This window comes from Butyrivibrio hungatei, assembly GCF_900101605.1.
Lineage (GTDB): Bacteria > Bacillota > Clostridia > Lachnospirales > Lachnospiraceae > Butyrivibrio > Butyrivibrio hungatei_B.
This window is the reverse complement of sequence record NZ_FMUR01000012.1, coordinates 46,586-61,197: the sequence shown is the minus strand read 5'-3', so window position 1 is coordinate 61,197 and position 14,612 is coordinate 46,586. Positions and strand designations below refer to the sequence as shown.

Annotated in this window: 10 protein-coding genes and 1 pseudogene; 2 read left to right on the top strand and 9 right to left on the bottom strand. The window is 41.0% G+C overall.

Features of this window, described 5'->3' with window-relative positions; genetic code table 11:
• Positions 1–14: 14 nt before the first annotated feature.
• Together BLP87_RS10465 and BLP87_RS10460 are read right to left on the bottom strand one after the other, a co-directional pair.
• Positions 15–1,052, bottom strand: coding sequence for a hypothetical protein (locus tag BLP87_RS10465; protein WP_074462662.1), 1,038 nt, complete (start codon positions 1,050–1,052; stop codon positions 15–17).
• Positions 1,053–1,522: 470 nt separating this feature from the next.
• Positions 1,523–2,869 carry a PASTA domain-containing protein gene (locus BLP87_RS10460; RefSeq protein ID WP_074462661.1) on the bottom strand — a complete coding sequence of 449 codons (1,347 nt, stop codon included), beginning with the start codon at positions 2,867–2,869 and terminating at the stop codon, positions 1,523–1,525.
• 383 nt (positions 2,870–3,252) lie between these two features.
• On the opposite strand from BLP87_RS10460, the gene BLP87_RS10455 reads away from it, so the two are divergent.
• Both BLP87_RS10455 and BLP87_RS10450 read left to right on the top strand, forming a co-directional pair.
• Positions 3,253–4,230, top strand: coding sequence for a polymorphic toxin type 44 domain-containing protein (locus BLP87_RS10455; protein ID WP_074462660.1), 978 nt, complete (start codon positions 3,253–3,255; stop codon positions 4,228–4,230).
• Positions 4,220–4,747, top strand: a complete 528-nt coding sequence (locus BLP87_RS10450; protein ID WP_074462659.1) for a hypothetical protein — start codon at positions 4,220–4,222, stop codon at positions 4,745–4,747. Before BLP87_RS10455 ends, BLP87_RS10450 begins: the two co-directional genes overlap by 11 nt.
• A gap of 167 nt (positions 4,748–4,914) precedes the next feature.
• Here BLP87_RS10450 and BLP87_RS10445 read toward each other — a convergent pair.
• The 7 genes and pseudogenes from BLP87_RS10445 to rpoC form a co-directional block, all read right to left on the bottom strand.
• Positions 4,915–5,538 (bottom strand): annotated as a pseudogene (locus tag BLP87_RS10445) (type II toxin-antitoxin system PemK/MazF family toxin); the annotation flags it as partial.
• A 64-nt stretch (positions 5,539–5,602) separates the two neighbouring features.
• Positions 5,603–5,776 (bottom strand): hypothetical protein, encoded by a 174-nt coding sequence (locus tag BLP87_RS16065; protein ID WP_176756637.1) that lies wholly within the window; start codon positions 5,774–5,776, stop codon positions 5,603–5,605.
• Between the two features lie 419 nt (positions 5,777–6,195).
• Entirely contained in the window at positions 6,196–7,386 is a 1,191-nt protein-coding gene (tuf, locus tag BLP87_RS10440; protein ID WP_026655662.1) for an elongation factor Tu, read from the bottom strand.
• Between the two features lie 102 nt (positions 7,387–7,488).
• Entirely contained in the window at positions 7,489–9,606 is a 2,118-nt protein-coding gene (gene fusA / locus BLP87_RS10435; protein ID WP_074462657.1) for an elongation factor G, read from the bottom strand.
• Between the two features lie 37 nt (positions 9,607–9,643).
• Positions 9,644–10,114, bottom strand: coding sequence for a 30S ribosomal protein S7 (rpsG, locus tag BLP87_RS10430; protein ID WP_026515646.1), 471 nt, complete (start codon positions 10,112–10,114; stop codon positions 9,644–9,646).
• 196 nt (positions 10,115–10,310) lie between these two features.
• Positions 10,311–10,730, bottom strand: a complete 420-nt coding sequence (gene rpsL / locus BLP87_RS10425) for a 30S ribosomal protein S12 (protein WP_026515647.1) — start codon at positions 10,728–10,730, stop codon at positions 10,311–10,313.
• A 125-nt stretch (positions 10,731–10,855) separates the two neighbouring features.
• A complete protein-coding gene (gene rpoC / locus BLP87_RS10420) occupies positions 10,856–14,575 on the bottom strand; it encodes a DNA-directed RNA polymerase subunit beta' (protein ID WP_074462701.1) in 3,720 nt (1,239 codons plus the stop codon).
• Positions 14,576–14,612 lie beyond the last annotated feature (37 nt).

Below are 14,612 nucleotides of genomic sequence, written 5' to 3'. Positions count from 1 at the left end.
AGAGCCAACGGCCATCACAACTGACTATCTATAGCACTTCCTTTTACATCATTCGAAAGAAGGCTAAGCTTGTTGAGGATATTCGTAATTTCAGAATTAACAGCATTTTGAGTATCCTCCATTGATGCACCCTCAGAAATAACAGTTCTCTGGGCATCCTCTGCTCCAATGCTGTCAGCTTCGGCTCGTTCTCTTCTTGCAACGGCTCGTTTTGTATCAGCACTGGTCCTCTGGCTCTCTGCAGCATGTTCCTTGATGTTCTCTATCATTTCCTGCTGCATAGCTTCTTTTTCGAGTTTCTTTGCTTCTTCCTTCTTCTCTTCTTTCTTCTTTTCGGCAGCTTCTTTGGCTTCTTCCTCACGTTCCTTCTGCTCTTTATCAACATGCTCGACCGCTTCCTGTGTCAAAAGAGCTATAGCCTCTCCGTTAGCCGCCTCCATTATTTCCTCAGCTGCATCCTGGGCTTTTTCCATATCCTGTGACTTAGCTCGCTCTCTTTTCATATCTGCGTAGCCCTGAACATTTCCCATCTGCTGAGCCTTAGCTTTGTCTATATCAAGAGAATTCTGCTGATTTGCTGCCACATAGTAAAGTGCTTTCTGCTGATACTCCGACATTTTACTGATTTCTTCATCATATAATCCGTCTTTGGAATTATTCATCTTGAATGCCAGTTTTGACAGTTCCTTGCTCTCTTCACCATCGGGATCAATACCATATTCTTCCTGAAGCTCTTTTAACTTAGCGTCATTCTCCATAGTGTTCGCTGTTTTTTCGTTGATCTCGTCCTGAAGGCGCTTTATCTCATCTTTAATAGACTGCATCTGAGCATCCAGCTTCTTTTCTCCGCCAAATGCATCGGAAACCACCTTAAGTGCCTGCTTTCTGGCAAGTCCCTGTCTCTGCTGAACAAGACTTTCACCCTTCAGATTAGCACCGGATACTGAGGACAAATTACCATTCTTATTCGCCACTTTGCCATTAGCAATTTTGGCATTGTCCTGATTCTGTAAAGGATTGATTTGAACATCCGTGTTCTGTTGTATTCTCATAAAGCACCTCCAAAATATAAACATCCATGAATATGATGCCGAATTATGGTAGATACAAAAGCAATCATTTATGCATAGTTATAGTTTTCTTTATCTTTTATCGTCATAACTCAATGCATAAATAACCTTATCTGGATAAAAAAAACATAAACTCAATCATTTCGATTTTTGAGTTCAACATAAGTCAATTTGCCACATGCTTTTCATGACTATCAATAGTTAGGATTTAATATAAATCCAAAAAGAAAATATGAAGAATATTTGGCTGAACAAAAAGAATCCGGTTCTCAGAATTAAGGTAATGGTTCATTCTAAAGACACTCCGTCGGGGTGTCTTTCATTTTTTTGAGCCAAAATAGAGCCATTTTAGAGCCAGGCGTCAATTATAGCAAGAAAAAAAGAACACCGAAGTGTTCTTGGTAAATCGGGTACCAAAAAAACAGCCGACATTCCTACACCATCTAGACTCTTTATCTTATATCAAAATGCTCAACTTTTATTTTGGGGACATAATATGAATCCACAGTTTTATTATATGAAAAACCAATCAACAGGCTCCCTTGATACTCTTTCTGCTTAATATCTATAGTGGATTTTCCATCGCCATATCCATATGCTGTTATCTTGTCGCCAACTTTTAACGTAGGCTCCTGAACCGACCTGTCATCGTATAAGATAACTGTCTCTCCTTCGTATGTTGCCCAATATGAAAGATTATAAGTTATTCCAAGTAATCTTGAGTCCTCTATTTTTGTTATTGTTGCATTTATTTTCAATGGGGTCTCTTCATATGTCTCTGGATATCTGTAAAGGTCCTCATATCCTATAACCTGCGTTGAGTCTTTAAATGCTTGCAAGCTTCCTTTTGATACTTCTACATCTACAGAATACTCATCTGACAAATCTGTTCCAGGATCAAATTCAGCTGCAACAATTGTATTTTTGTCACTCTCGCTAAAGATTTCTGTTGTATACATACTAATATCCATATCAGAAAGTAGTTGTTCAGCACTTTCAACATCCATCCCAATTAAATTGGGCATTATTTTTTCTTTTCCCTTCGACGTATATAATGTAACAGTCGCTCCTTCTCCAACCATCGCTCCAGCAACTGGCTCTGTGCGTACTACAACGCCCTTTTCATAAATATCGCTATATACTAATTCTTCATCAAAATCTACATAGCTTCCAAGTGCGTTCCTAATATCACTTTTTGCATCATACTTTTCAAGTCCTAAAACATCAGGCATAATCCTAGTTACTTTTGAAGAATTATAATTATCACTATCAGTATTTGCATTAGCTACCGCTTGCTCATAATTATATTGCGAATTGGTTTCTGTACTATTGCGAGCTTCTATCTGAGTTTGTGAAGCATCGTCCTTTGCATTTGGCAAAAAAACTGACACCCATCCCATGCATCCCAAAAAACCGATGATCATAGCTGCAATAGATAATCCATGTTTATGTTCGTCATCTTTTTTCGCTATATCAATTATACTAAGAATAACAGCTACTGGACCTGTAATGAATAATAATGAACAAACTAATGCAGCCACGCTAATCCATGAGTTCTTCTTTTTTTCCACTTTGCTTGGAGTTTGCTTTGGCTGATTAGCACTTTTTGTAGCATTATTACCATTAACCACAGCTCGATTAGCTGAGGAATTCTGGGGACTTACAGCTCTGCTCTGTGCCGTTCCAGTTGAAGTTGAGGTGCTTCTTTTAAAGCGAGTACCACACTTAGGACAACTGACTGACTGTGCAGGAATTATCGCCCCACATTTTGGGCATTTAGCCATTGCAGTAGTAGCCATATTTCATCAAACTCCTTTCATTCATCTACATCTAAGATTTATCATTGTAATTTGTGATGACCATACTCATCCAATTCAACGTTTCCATCACTTCCAGTAAATTCATACTGTTGTGTCTCAGATTGATTATCATTATAGTTTTCTTCAGAATTGGAGGTATTATCTAGATTTCTAATAACGCAGGTGTTATTAGTTTTTATATGTATATGGATAAAATAAAAAAAGCTAATGATGTTCTTTTAGAATATACAATTTTTGAACCCCAAGGTCAATGACTTTTTTACATCCTAAATATTACTTGATATGGATTACATGTACATGGTATTATCTTAATAATATATTTACAATATTTAATATCTTGATAACTAAGAGAGTACTGATATATGGCTAAAGAAGACAAGGTTTTTATGGATACCGGCGTATTTACAGATATTGTTGAAGATATAAGAGGTGCGGCTTCTGAATGTGTGTTTCCTGATAACGCATTAAGACAGGCAAACCGCATAGGCACTTTTAACGCAGGAAGGAAGATGCAAGAAATCTTAAAAGAGATACACAAAACGGATGAAATGTATAGACGCGAGACATCTGAATCGCTTCCGACAGCTTTTCTTAAGATGCGCGACAGTATGATTGCGATAGACGATGCTTGTGCAAACAGTCTTACAGTTGAAAAAATCTCGGCAAATAATTTATCAGCCGCATCCGCAAGCATTCCGATTGGTCAAAGATATGCTCAAAAGCAATTACAAAAGGGCCTCGAAAAAGGAAAAGAAAAAGCTAAAAAGAATTATGACAACGAATATGATTATAATCGGTCTAAGAACACCGGCAAAACTCTTGCAGAATTGCAGGCGTTAAATATTCCCGATGCCAATCTTCCGGATCACACCGAGATGATTGATAAATGGCTAGCTGATCAAGAAAAATATTTTGACAAACTAAATCCGGGAGATCCTAATCCGATAACTGGTGCGCCTATTGCTGGAAAAGCGGTCCTTACTGTTGCATTTTACAATAAAGTAAAAACCGGTGGTGATATGGATATTAAACAAAAGAGAAAATGGGAGGATGCTTTTGGAATCCCTTATCCAGAAGGAGATAATTCTTATTTTATTTATCATGGGCAAGTCATGGATGCTGCAACTCTTGGTAATGTGACTTATTCATATATAGGTGCAAAATATTATTCTGATTTTGCATTATATTCAGGAGGAGCTGCCGTTCAAACCAAAAGACGTGATCCAAGCGATCTACCATATATGTATACATTGCCTGATTATGGTGATATGCCTGAAGATCATGAGTCAATTGGACTTGGGATAAAATGGAGAAAGGAAGGCTTCCCAAATGGTAATTAATACCCAAAAAACTCCTAAAAGTATAGTGAAGATATGCGTTATCGTTATTGCTATTTTATGTACTGTATTCTTTGTTTATCGACAAGTACATTTTGTGAAATTGTCAGAAGTCAAGCAATACGTAGAAAATAATAATCAATATTTAAACAGTATAGCTGAGCAACTTCTTACCGAACAAGAAGAAACAGTAGAGATATACTATAGCAAAAGTTCTTTACCAAAGAGTATCGATGCTCACAAAATGTATTTTGATTTAAGAGTTCAAGAAATTTTTGTAAAGAAAAATTTTTATGACGATAAGGATACTGTGTGCATTCTTTTAAAAAACAAAAATGGTAACTACTCATGTGGTATATACTACTCGCCTGATGACCTTCTCATGGAATATGGAACACCTAAAGAAGGAACAGGAGATACTTATGAATATGATGGTATGCAAGAAGGAATCCGTCATAGATATAGGTCTGAAAAAATATGCGATAACTGGTACTATTACGAAGATGATACTTGGAATTAACGCTATAAATATGTTTCCTTTACGGATACCGCCTTATGAAGAATACCTGACTGAACAAAAAAAGCAATAATCGAGTGCTCAAAATTGGTAAATCTTCAAGAACGGAATTGATGCTGGCACCGCTTCCGCTGAAAACCTCGAAGGTTTTCGTTCGTTGTAAAAGTATATCACAAACACTTAGTCTTAACAAAGGCAATTATATCATCGTTTTTTTCCATAATTGCCTCATCTGACTCTAAATCTTCGATAGACATCCATTTATACTTATCACCAGATAAGTTATCAGGGATATCGTCAATCTGAACTTTATAAAGCTTATGATTATAAATCTTATCGCTCACAGAATACTTGCAATGTTTAGCAGTTGTAACATAGGTGGTATCTATATCCTTATGAAGCAACTCACTAGCAAAGCTATCCACATTTGCTTTATTATCTTCTGTCGTCCTTGTATAGGGAAACAGCCAGCTTTCCCATCTATCATCATATATTTGCAAGTAGCGACCTTGCACGTCCTGTACTGCTAAAAGTGAAAACTCATGAAATTTTTCAGTTAATATTTCAGCAACTAATTGCAGAATTTTAGTAGAATCATTCTCAGAAAGTGCACCAATCTTACAATCCATAAACATTTCACTAATACTAACTATTCTATCAATGATTGCCCATGATGGCTTTGTAAGCCCTGCACTTTGCCATTCTTCAATAAATATGCTGTAAGGATTATCCTTTTCTTTACTTGTAACCTTTATAGCCAGGATGGCAATTGTCTCATCGTCTACTATAATTGCAGGTCTTCGTTTCTCCTAATCCTTATCTTCAAAAGGAAAATGAACCCACCAAACATCCCCAATTTCATACTTTTCCACGCTTTAAAACCTCTTGTTCATAGATTTCATCCCATTCATCATCGAGAATCCAATCATCATCAGGAGGAAGATCTTCGATTCTTACAGCTTTTTTATGTAATAGTTCTCTGTTGTCTTTAAGAAATTCCTTAAAATCTTGAACAGATCTAATATTAGCCATAGAATCCTCCTTTCTGGATACTCATGAAGAATAAACAATGATTTTAACAACCATTGTTATTTATTTTAACACATAACAAAAACAAGTTGTATATATAATTATTTTCGACAAAACATAGCTAGAATTGGCACCATGACTCCACCTTACAAAGGCGCATAAATACTGAATATAATCAGAGTCAAGACTCGGAAACGAAATCGTTTCCTCGTTGGCGGATATCCGCCAAATGAAAGTATTTCAAAATCCATTTGTTCGAGCGAGCTCGACATATGAATTTTGAAATACTTTCGCTTGACTCTGAATTTATCCAAATTTTTAGAGCCAAATTAGAGCCAAAAACCATTTTTAGCAAGATTGTATACAAAAAAACAGCTTCCAGAGAAACTCTGGAAGCTGCATAAAATCTAGGTTTGTTAAGATTACTCAACGATTGTAGCAACCTTACCTGATCCAACTGTACGTCCACCCTCACGGATAGCGAACTTAAGACCCTGCTCCATAGCGATAGGGTGAATAAGCTCGATTGACATTGTTACGTGGTCACCAGGCATGCACATCTCAACACCATCGGGAAGGTTGCAGACACCTGTAACGTCAGTTGTTCTGAAGTAGAACTGAGGTCTGTAGTTTGTGAAGAAAGGTGTATGACGGCCACCCTCATCCTTTGTAAGAACGTAAACCTCAGCAGTGAACTTTGTGTGGCAAGTTACTGTGCCGGGCTTTGTGATAACCTGACCTCTCTGGATTCCATCACGGTCTACACCACGAAGAAGAAGACCTACGTTGTCACCAGCTTCGCAGTAATCCATTGTCTTACGGAACATCTCGATACCTGTTACAACAGACTTAGATGTCTCTTCCTTGATACCAACGATTTCGATTTCGTCGTTGAGGTTAAGAGCACCTCTCTCTACTCTACCAGTAGCAACTGTTCCACGTCCTGTGATTGTGAATACGTCCTCAACAGGCATAAGGAAAGGCTTATCTGTCTCACGAGTAGGTTCAGGGATGTACTCATCAACTGTGTTCATGAGCTCGATGATCTTGTCACCCCACTCGCTCTTAGGATCCTCAAGAGCCTTAAGAGCTGAACCACGGATGATAGGTGTATCATCTCCGGGGAACTCATACTCTGTAAGAAGGTCTCTGATCTCCATCTCTACGAGGTCAAGGAGCTCTTCATCATCAACCATATCGCACTTGTTCATGAATACGATGATGTAAGGAACACCTACCTGACGAGCAAGAAGAACGTGCTCCTTTGTCTGAGCCATAACACCGTCAGTTGCAGCAACAACAAGGATTGATCCATCCATCTGAGCTGCACCAGTGATCATGTTCTTTACATAGTCAGCGTGGCCAGGGCAGTCAACGTGAGCATAGTGTCTCTTCTCTGTCTCATACTCGATGTGAGCTGAGTTGATTGTGATTCCACGCTCTTTCTCTTCAGGAGCCTTATCGATCTGATCGAATGCTACTGCAGGGCTGAATCCTCTATCAGCAAGTACTGCTGTGATTGCAGCTGTAAGTGTTGTCTTACCATGATCTACGTGTCCGATTGTACCGATGTTAACATGCGGTTTGCTTCTGTCAAATTTAGCTTTTGCCATTTCTAAATATCCTCCTTAAGGTTAAATGTTAAGAGTAACATTTACATACATAATTTCACATACTATATCGATTATAGCCAAATTTTAGCGTTTAATCAATATTTATTTTCCCTTATTCGAAAGAACTTTCTCCTGAACGTTCTTAGGAACGGGCTCATATTTTTCAAAGAACATTGAGTAGTTACCACGACCCTGTGTTCTTGAACGAAGGTCTGTAGCATATCCGAACATCTCAGCAAGAGGAACATAAGCTCTTACGATCTTTCCGCCTCCAAGATCATCCATTCCTTCTACACGTCCACGACGAGAGTTAACGTCACCGATAACGTCTCCCATGTACTCTTCAGGCATTGTAACTTCAACCTTCATGATAGGCTCAAGAAGTACAGGTGATCCCTTAGCCATAGCATCCTTGAACGCCATTGATCCGGCGATGTGGAATGCCATTTCTGATGAATCGACTTCGTGATATGATCCGTCGTATACAGTAGCATGTACACCTACAACAGGATATCCACCAAGTGTTCCGGCCTTCATAGCCTCTTCGATACCTTCGCTGATAGGCTGGATGAATTCCTTAGGAATAGCACCACCGACAACTTCGCTATCAAACTGGTAAAGGTTATCTCCGTTGGCATCCATGGGCTCGAAACGAACTTTACAGTGTCCGTACTGACCACGTCCACCGGACTGCTTAGCATACTTAGACTCGATATCAACAGCCTTTGTAAGAGCCTCTCTGTAAGCAACCTGAGGTGCACCAACGTTAGCCTCAACCTTATACTCACGAAGAAGTCTGTCTACGATGATATCAAGGTGAAGCTCACCCATTCCGGCAATAATTGTTTGACCTGTCTCAGAGTTTGTATGAGCTCTGAATGTAGGATCTTCTTCAGCAAGCTTCTGAAGAGCCTCATCAAGCTTCTGCTGACCGGCCTTAGTCTTAGGCTCGATAGCAAGCTCGATAACGGGATCAGGGAATTCCATAGACTCAAGGATAACAGGATTCTTCTCATCGCAAAGTGTATCACCTGTTACAGTGTTCTTAAGACCAACTGCAGCAGCAATATCACCGGAGAATACCTTATCAAGGTCAGATCTCTTGTTAGCGTGCATCTGAAGAATACGTCCGAGACGTTCCTTATTATCTTTTGAGCTGTTAAGTACGTATGAGCCTGAATTTGCAGTACCACGATATACACGGAAGAATGCAAGCTTTCCTACGAAAGGATCGCTGACAATCTTAAATGCAAGAGCTGCAAACGGGCCATCGTCTGTTGACTCAATCTCAATCTCATTGCCATCCATGTCTGTACCCTTACAAGCAGGGATATCAACAGGTGAAGGCATGAATTCGATAACTGCGTCGATAAGCTTCTGAATACCTCTGTTTCTGTGTGCTGATCCGCAGCATACAGGGAAAGCCTTACATTCGCAAGTAGCCTTACGAAGTGCAGCCTTAAGAGCTTCCTTAGAAGGCTCATTACCCTCAAGGTATTCCATCATAAGATCCTCATCAAGATCACAGATCTTCTCAACGAGTTCACCGTGATAAAGCTCAGCATCATCCTTAAGGTCTGCAGGAATCTCACCGATTGTGATATCCTCACCCTTATCGTCATTGTAGATGTATGCCTGCATCTCGAAAAGGTCAATAACTCCCTGGAACTGATCCTCAGCTCCGATAGGGATTTCAATCATAATTGCATTTTTCTTAAGTCTGTTACGAATCTGCTCTACAGCTCCGTAATAGTCTGCTCCGATGATATCCATCTTGTTGATGAATGCCATACGGGGAACATTAAATCCATCAGCCTGACGCCAAACATTTTCAGACTGAGGCTCAACGCCTTCCTTAGCACTAAATACGCCTACAGCGCCATCAAGTACTCTAAGTGAACGCTCAACCTCAACGGTAAAGTCTACGTGACCGGGTGTATCAATGATGTTGATACGATGCTCAAGAGCACCAGGCTTAGTCTTTCCGTTTTCCTGAAGTGTCCAGTGGCATGTTGTAGCTGCAGATGTGATAGTGATACCTCTCTCCTGCTCCTGTTCCATCCAGTCCATGGTAGCAGTACCTTCATAGGTCTCACCAATCTTATAGTTTACACCGGTATAGTAAAGAATACGCTCTGTAAGTGTAGTCTTACCTGCGTCGATATGCGCCATAATACCGATGTTCCTGGTTCTCTCCAATGGGTATTGTCTATCAGCCAAAGGTTCTTCCTCCTAAAAAATCTGAAATCTCACCAGATTAGAATCTGTAATGTGAGAATGCCTTGTTTGCTTCTGCCATCTTGTGCATGTCTTCTTTTCTCTTTACAGCTGCACCAGTGTTATTGTATGCATCCATAATCTCTGAAGCGAGTCTGTCAACCATAGTCTTCTCGCCTCTTGCACGTGAAAATGTGACAAGCCAACGAAGTGCAAGCGCCTGACGTCTATCGGGTCTAACCTCGATAGGAACCTGGTAAGTAGCACCACCAATACGTCTAGCCTTAACCTCGAGAGCGGGCATGATGTTATTCATAGCTCCCTCGAAAATTTCAAGAGCAGGCTTTCCGCCCTTCTCTTCTACCTGTGCAAATGCACCATATACGATCTTCTGAGCAACACCCTTCTTACCATCAAGCATAACCTGATTAACAAGCTTAGTTACTACCTTGTTATCGTATAAAGGATCTGCTAATACGTCACGTTTTACAATATGTCCTTTACGCGGCACGGTTCTTCCCTCCTTTAGAATCGCTGGTGAAGAAAAAATCTTCACCGCTTACTATAAATCATCGGTACTCACTAATTTAGTGTACGTGCGGTTTTCTAACTTTAGAACAATAATACTGCCCGTAATACAGGCGTGTTACTACTATATCTATACAGAATAGAATCCCAACACTTAAAAAATTAGATCAATTAATAAATTACTTGGCAGCCTTAGGTCTCTTAGCGCCATACTTAGAACGAGCCTGTTTTCTGTCGGCTACGCCTGCAGTATCAAGAGTACCTCTGATGATGTGATACCTTGTACCAGGCAGATCCTTAACTCTTCCACCACGGATGAGAACTACGCTATGCTCCTGAAGGTTGTGTCCTTCTCCGGGAATGTAGCTTGTTACCTCGATACCGTTAGAAAGACGTACTCTGGCGATTTTTCTCAGAGCAGAGTTAGGCTTCTTAGGGGTTGCTGTCTTAACAGCTGTGCAAACACCACGCTTCTGAGGAGAAGCTGTTGCAGTTGCTTTCTTATGAAGAGAGTTAAAACCCTTCTGCAACGCAGGTGCTGTAGACTTCTTAACAGATGTCTGACGACCCTTTCTAACTAACTGGTTAAATGTTGGCATTCCTTTCACCTCCTGTTTTGATGTAAAACATATATGCATACAACAAAGGGGTAAAAAATCACCCCTTTGAAAGTACACGCAATTATAAAGTATAAGTATAAATCAAAATAATGTCAACTTTTTTATTATTCGTCTTCAGATACAGAAACTTCTTCGTCGAAATCATCTTCATTGACAATTACTTCGTCGTCAAGATCTCTCTTCTTTTTCTTAAGAATGAGCTTCTCAGAATCAGCGAAGTTAGCATCGGTATTAAGAGGTGTATTTCTATATCTCTTCATACCTGTACCTGCAGGGATCAACTTACCGATAATAACATTTTCCTTAAGTCCGATAAGTGGATCAACCTTTCCTTTGATGGCAGCATCTGTAAGAACCTTGGTTGTCTCCTGGAATGAAGCTGCTGAAAGGAATGAGTTTGTTGCAAGAGCTGCCTTTGTAATACCAAGTATTACCTGCTTGCCCTCTGCAGGTCTCTTACCTTCAGATGTAAGTGCTTCATTGCTGTCTTCAAAGTCAAGCACATCTACAAGTGTTCCGGGAAGGAAATCTGTGTCTCCGCTCTCGTCAATTCTTACTTTCTTGAGCATCTGACGAACGATAACCTCGATATGCTTATCGCAGATATCAACACCCTGTAAGCGGTAAACTCTCTGAACTTCTCTTAAGAGGTAATCCTGTACTGCACGAATTCCCTTAATCTTAAGAAGATCGTGAGGGTTAACAGAACCTTCTGTAAGTTCGTCACCGGCTTCAATGGTTGTTCCGTCCTGAACCTTGATACGTGATCCGTAAGGAATGAGATAAGCTTTTGACTCACCTGTCTCATCGTTTGTTACGATAACTTCACGCTTCTTCTTTGTATCTCTGATCTCAGCTCTTCCGTCAAGCTCTGAGATAATAGCAAGTCCCTTAGGCTTTCTTGCCTCAAACAACTCCTCTACACGGGGAAGACCCTGTGTGATATCACCACCGGCAACACCACCTGTATGGAATGTTCTCATGGTAAGCTGTGTACCGGGCTCACCGATTGACTGAGCAGCGATAATACCTACTGCCTCACCGACCTGTACAGCCTCACCTGTTGCCATGTTAGCACCGTAGCACTTAGCACAGATTCCGTTATGTGAACGGCAAGTAAGGATTGTACGGATCTTAACCGCCTCAACAGGCTGTCCCTTTGCATTAACACCTACTGAAAGGATCTTAGCAGCACGGGAAGGAGTGATCATATGATTCTTTTTAACAATTACGTTTCCGTCCTTGTCCTTTATAGTCTCACATGAATATCTTCCTGTGATTCTGTCCTTCAAAGGCTCAATGGTTTCCTTACCATCCATGAATGCCTTAACTGTCATTCCGGGGATAACATCCTTATCGGCACAGCAGTCAATGTCACGTATAATGAGTTCCTGTGATACGTCAACCATTCGACGTGTAAGGTATCCTGAATCGGCTGTTCTAAGAGCTGTATCTGACAGACCCTTACGTGCACCGTGAGCTGACATAAAGTATTCCAAAACATCAAGTCCTTCACGGAAGTTTGACTTGATAGGAAGCTCGATGGTACGACCTGTTGTATCAGCCATAAGTCCACGCATACCTGCAAGCTGCTTGATCTGCTGGTTACTACCACGGGCACCGGAGTCAGCCATCATGTAGATGTTGTTGTACTTATCAAGACCTGCAAGAAGCACATCTGTAAGTTCCTTATCGGTCTCCATCCAAGTATCAACAACCGCACGATAACGCTCTTCGTCAGTGATGAGACCACGACGATAGTTTGCTGCGATCTTATCAACTGTAGCCTGTGCTTCATCAAGCATCTGCTGCTTCTGCGGAGGCACTGTCATATCAGCGATTGAAACGGTCATAGCTGCTCTTGTTGAGTAGTGATAACCTGTAGCCTTAATATTATCAAGAACTTCTGCTGTCGCAAATGTTCCGTGTGTATTGATCATAGCGGTAACAATCTGCTTAAGCTGCTTCTTACCAACCATGAAGTCTACTTCAAGCTTAAATGCATTCTCCGGAACGCTTCTGTCTACAAATCCAAGATCCTGAGGAATAATCTCGTTAAAGAGGAATCTTCCGAGAGTTGACTCTACGATTCCGCTCTCAACTGTTCCGTCAGGCTTATTTCTATCCATTCTGATCTTGATTCTGGTCTGCAATGTGCAGTATCCGTTCTCATAAGCAAGGATTGCTTCGTCTACGCTCTTGAAGAACTTGCCTTCACCCATAGCACCGGGTCTTTCCTGTGTAAGATAGTAGATACCAAGTACCATATCCTGTGTAGGAACGTTTACAGGGCCACCATCTGAAGGCTTAAGCAGGTTATTGGGTGAGAGCATAAGGAATCTACACTCAGCCTGCGCCTCTACAGAAAGAGGAAGGTGTACAGCCATCTGGTCACCGTCGAAGTCGGCGTTGAAAGGTGTACATACAAGAGGATGAAGCTTAATAGCCTTACCTTCTACAAGGATAGGCTCGAAAGCCTGAATACCAAGTCTGTGAAGTGTGGGAGCACGGTTAAGCATAACAGGATGCTCTTTGATAACGTCCTCAAGGACATCCCATACCTGCTCGTCAAGTCTCTCAACAAGCTTCTTGGCATTCTTTATATTCTGTGAAATTCCTCTGGAAACAAGCTCCTTCATAACGAAAGGCTTGAAAAGCTCGATAGCCATTTCCTTGGGAAGTCCACACTGATAAATCTTAAGTTCAGGTCCTACAACGATAACCGAACGTCCTGAATAGTCAACACGCTTACCGAGAAGGTTCTGACGGAATCTTCCGGACTTACCCTTAAGCATGTCTGAAAGTGACTTAAGTGCTCTGTTTCCGGGACCCGTAACAGGTCTTCCTCTTCTTCCGTTATCGATGAGGGCATCAACAGCTTCCTGAAGCATTCTCTTCTCGTTGCGAACGATGATATCAGGCGCACCGAGATCAAGAAGTCTCTTAAGTCTGTTGTTTCTGTTAATAATTCTTCTGTAAAGATCGTTAAGATCTGATGTTGCAAAACGTCCACCGTCAAGCTGTACCATAGGACGAAGATCCGGAGGGATTACAGGGATGCAATCCATGATCATCCATGCAGGAAGATTTCCTGATTCTCTGAAGGCTTCAACAACCTCGAGACGCTTGATGATCCTTGTTCTCTTCTGTCCGCTGGAAGTATCAAGGCCTTCTTTAAGTTCCTGATACTCTTTCTCAAGATCGATATCAAGGAGAAGCTCTTTGATAGCCTCGGCACCCATTCCTGCACGGAACTTAGGTCCCCACTCCTCTCTCGCATCCTGATATTCTTTCTCTGAAAGTACCTGCTTGTACTCAAGTGTTGTCTCACCGGGATCGAGTACTATGTATGAAGCAAAGTACAATACCTTTTCAAGTACACGAGGTGAAAGATCAAGGATAAGTCCCATTCTGCTGGGAATTCCCTTGAAGTACCAGATATGTGATACAGGAGCTGCAAGCTCGATGTATCCCATTCTTTCACGACGTACGCTACTCTTTGTAATCTCTACGCCACAACGGTCGCAGACAACACCTTTATATCTAATCTTCTTGTACTTACCGCAGTGACATTCCCAGTCCTTGGTAGGTCCAAAGATTCTTTCACAGAACAAACCGTCTCTCTCAGGCTTTAATGTTCTGTAGTTAATTGTTTCAGGCTTGGTAACTTCTCCGCTCTTGGGATCGTTATCAATTCTATGTGCCCAGCTTCTGATCTTCTCAGGAGAAGCAAGACCGATCTTGATTGAGTCGAAAGTCATCGGCTGATAGGTCTGCTGCTGGGTTGTTCTTCCACTTGAAGCCTCATTTATTGCTTTATTCATTGTTGAATCAGACATTCGTAACCTCTTTTCTTTGCTT

What these genes read in the sequence shown, in the direction of transcription:
- rpoC (WP_074462701.1), bottom strand. Translation starts at nt 14,575, where the DNA reads ATGAATAAAGCAATAAATGAGGCTTCAAGTGGAAGAACAACCCAGCAG.
- tuf (WP_026655662.1), bottom strand. Translation starts at nt 7,386, where the DNA reads ATGGCAAAAGCTAAATTTGACAGAAGCAAACCGCATGTTAACATCGGT.
- BLP87_RS10460 (WP_074462661.1), bottom strand. Translation starts at nt 2,869, where the DNA reads ATGGCTACTACTGCAATGGCTAAATGCCCAAAATGTGGGGCGATAATT.
- BLP87_RS10450 (WP_074462659.1), top strand. Translation starts at nt 4,220, where the DNA reads ATGGTAATTAATACCCAAAAAACTCCTAAAAGTATAGTGAAGATATGC.
- BLP87_RS10455 (WP_074462660.1), top strand. Translation starts at nt 3,253, where the DNA reads ATGGCTAAAGAAGACAAGGTTTTTATGGATACCGGCGTATTTACAGAT.
- BLP87_RS10465 (WP_074462662.1), bottom strand. Translation starts at nt 1,052, where the DNA reads ATGAGAATACAACAGAACACGGATGTTCAAATCAATCCTTTACAGAAT.
- BLP87_RS16065 (WP_176756637.1), bottom strand. Translation starts at nt 5,776, where the DNA reads ATGGCTAATATTAGATCTGTTCAAGATTTTAAGGAATTTCTTAAAGAC.
- rpsL (WP_026515647.1), bottom strand. Translation starts at nt 10,730, where the DNA reads ATGCCAACATTTAACCAGTTAGTTAGAAAGGGTCGTCAGACATCTGTT.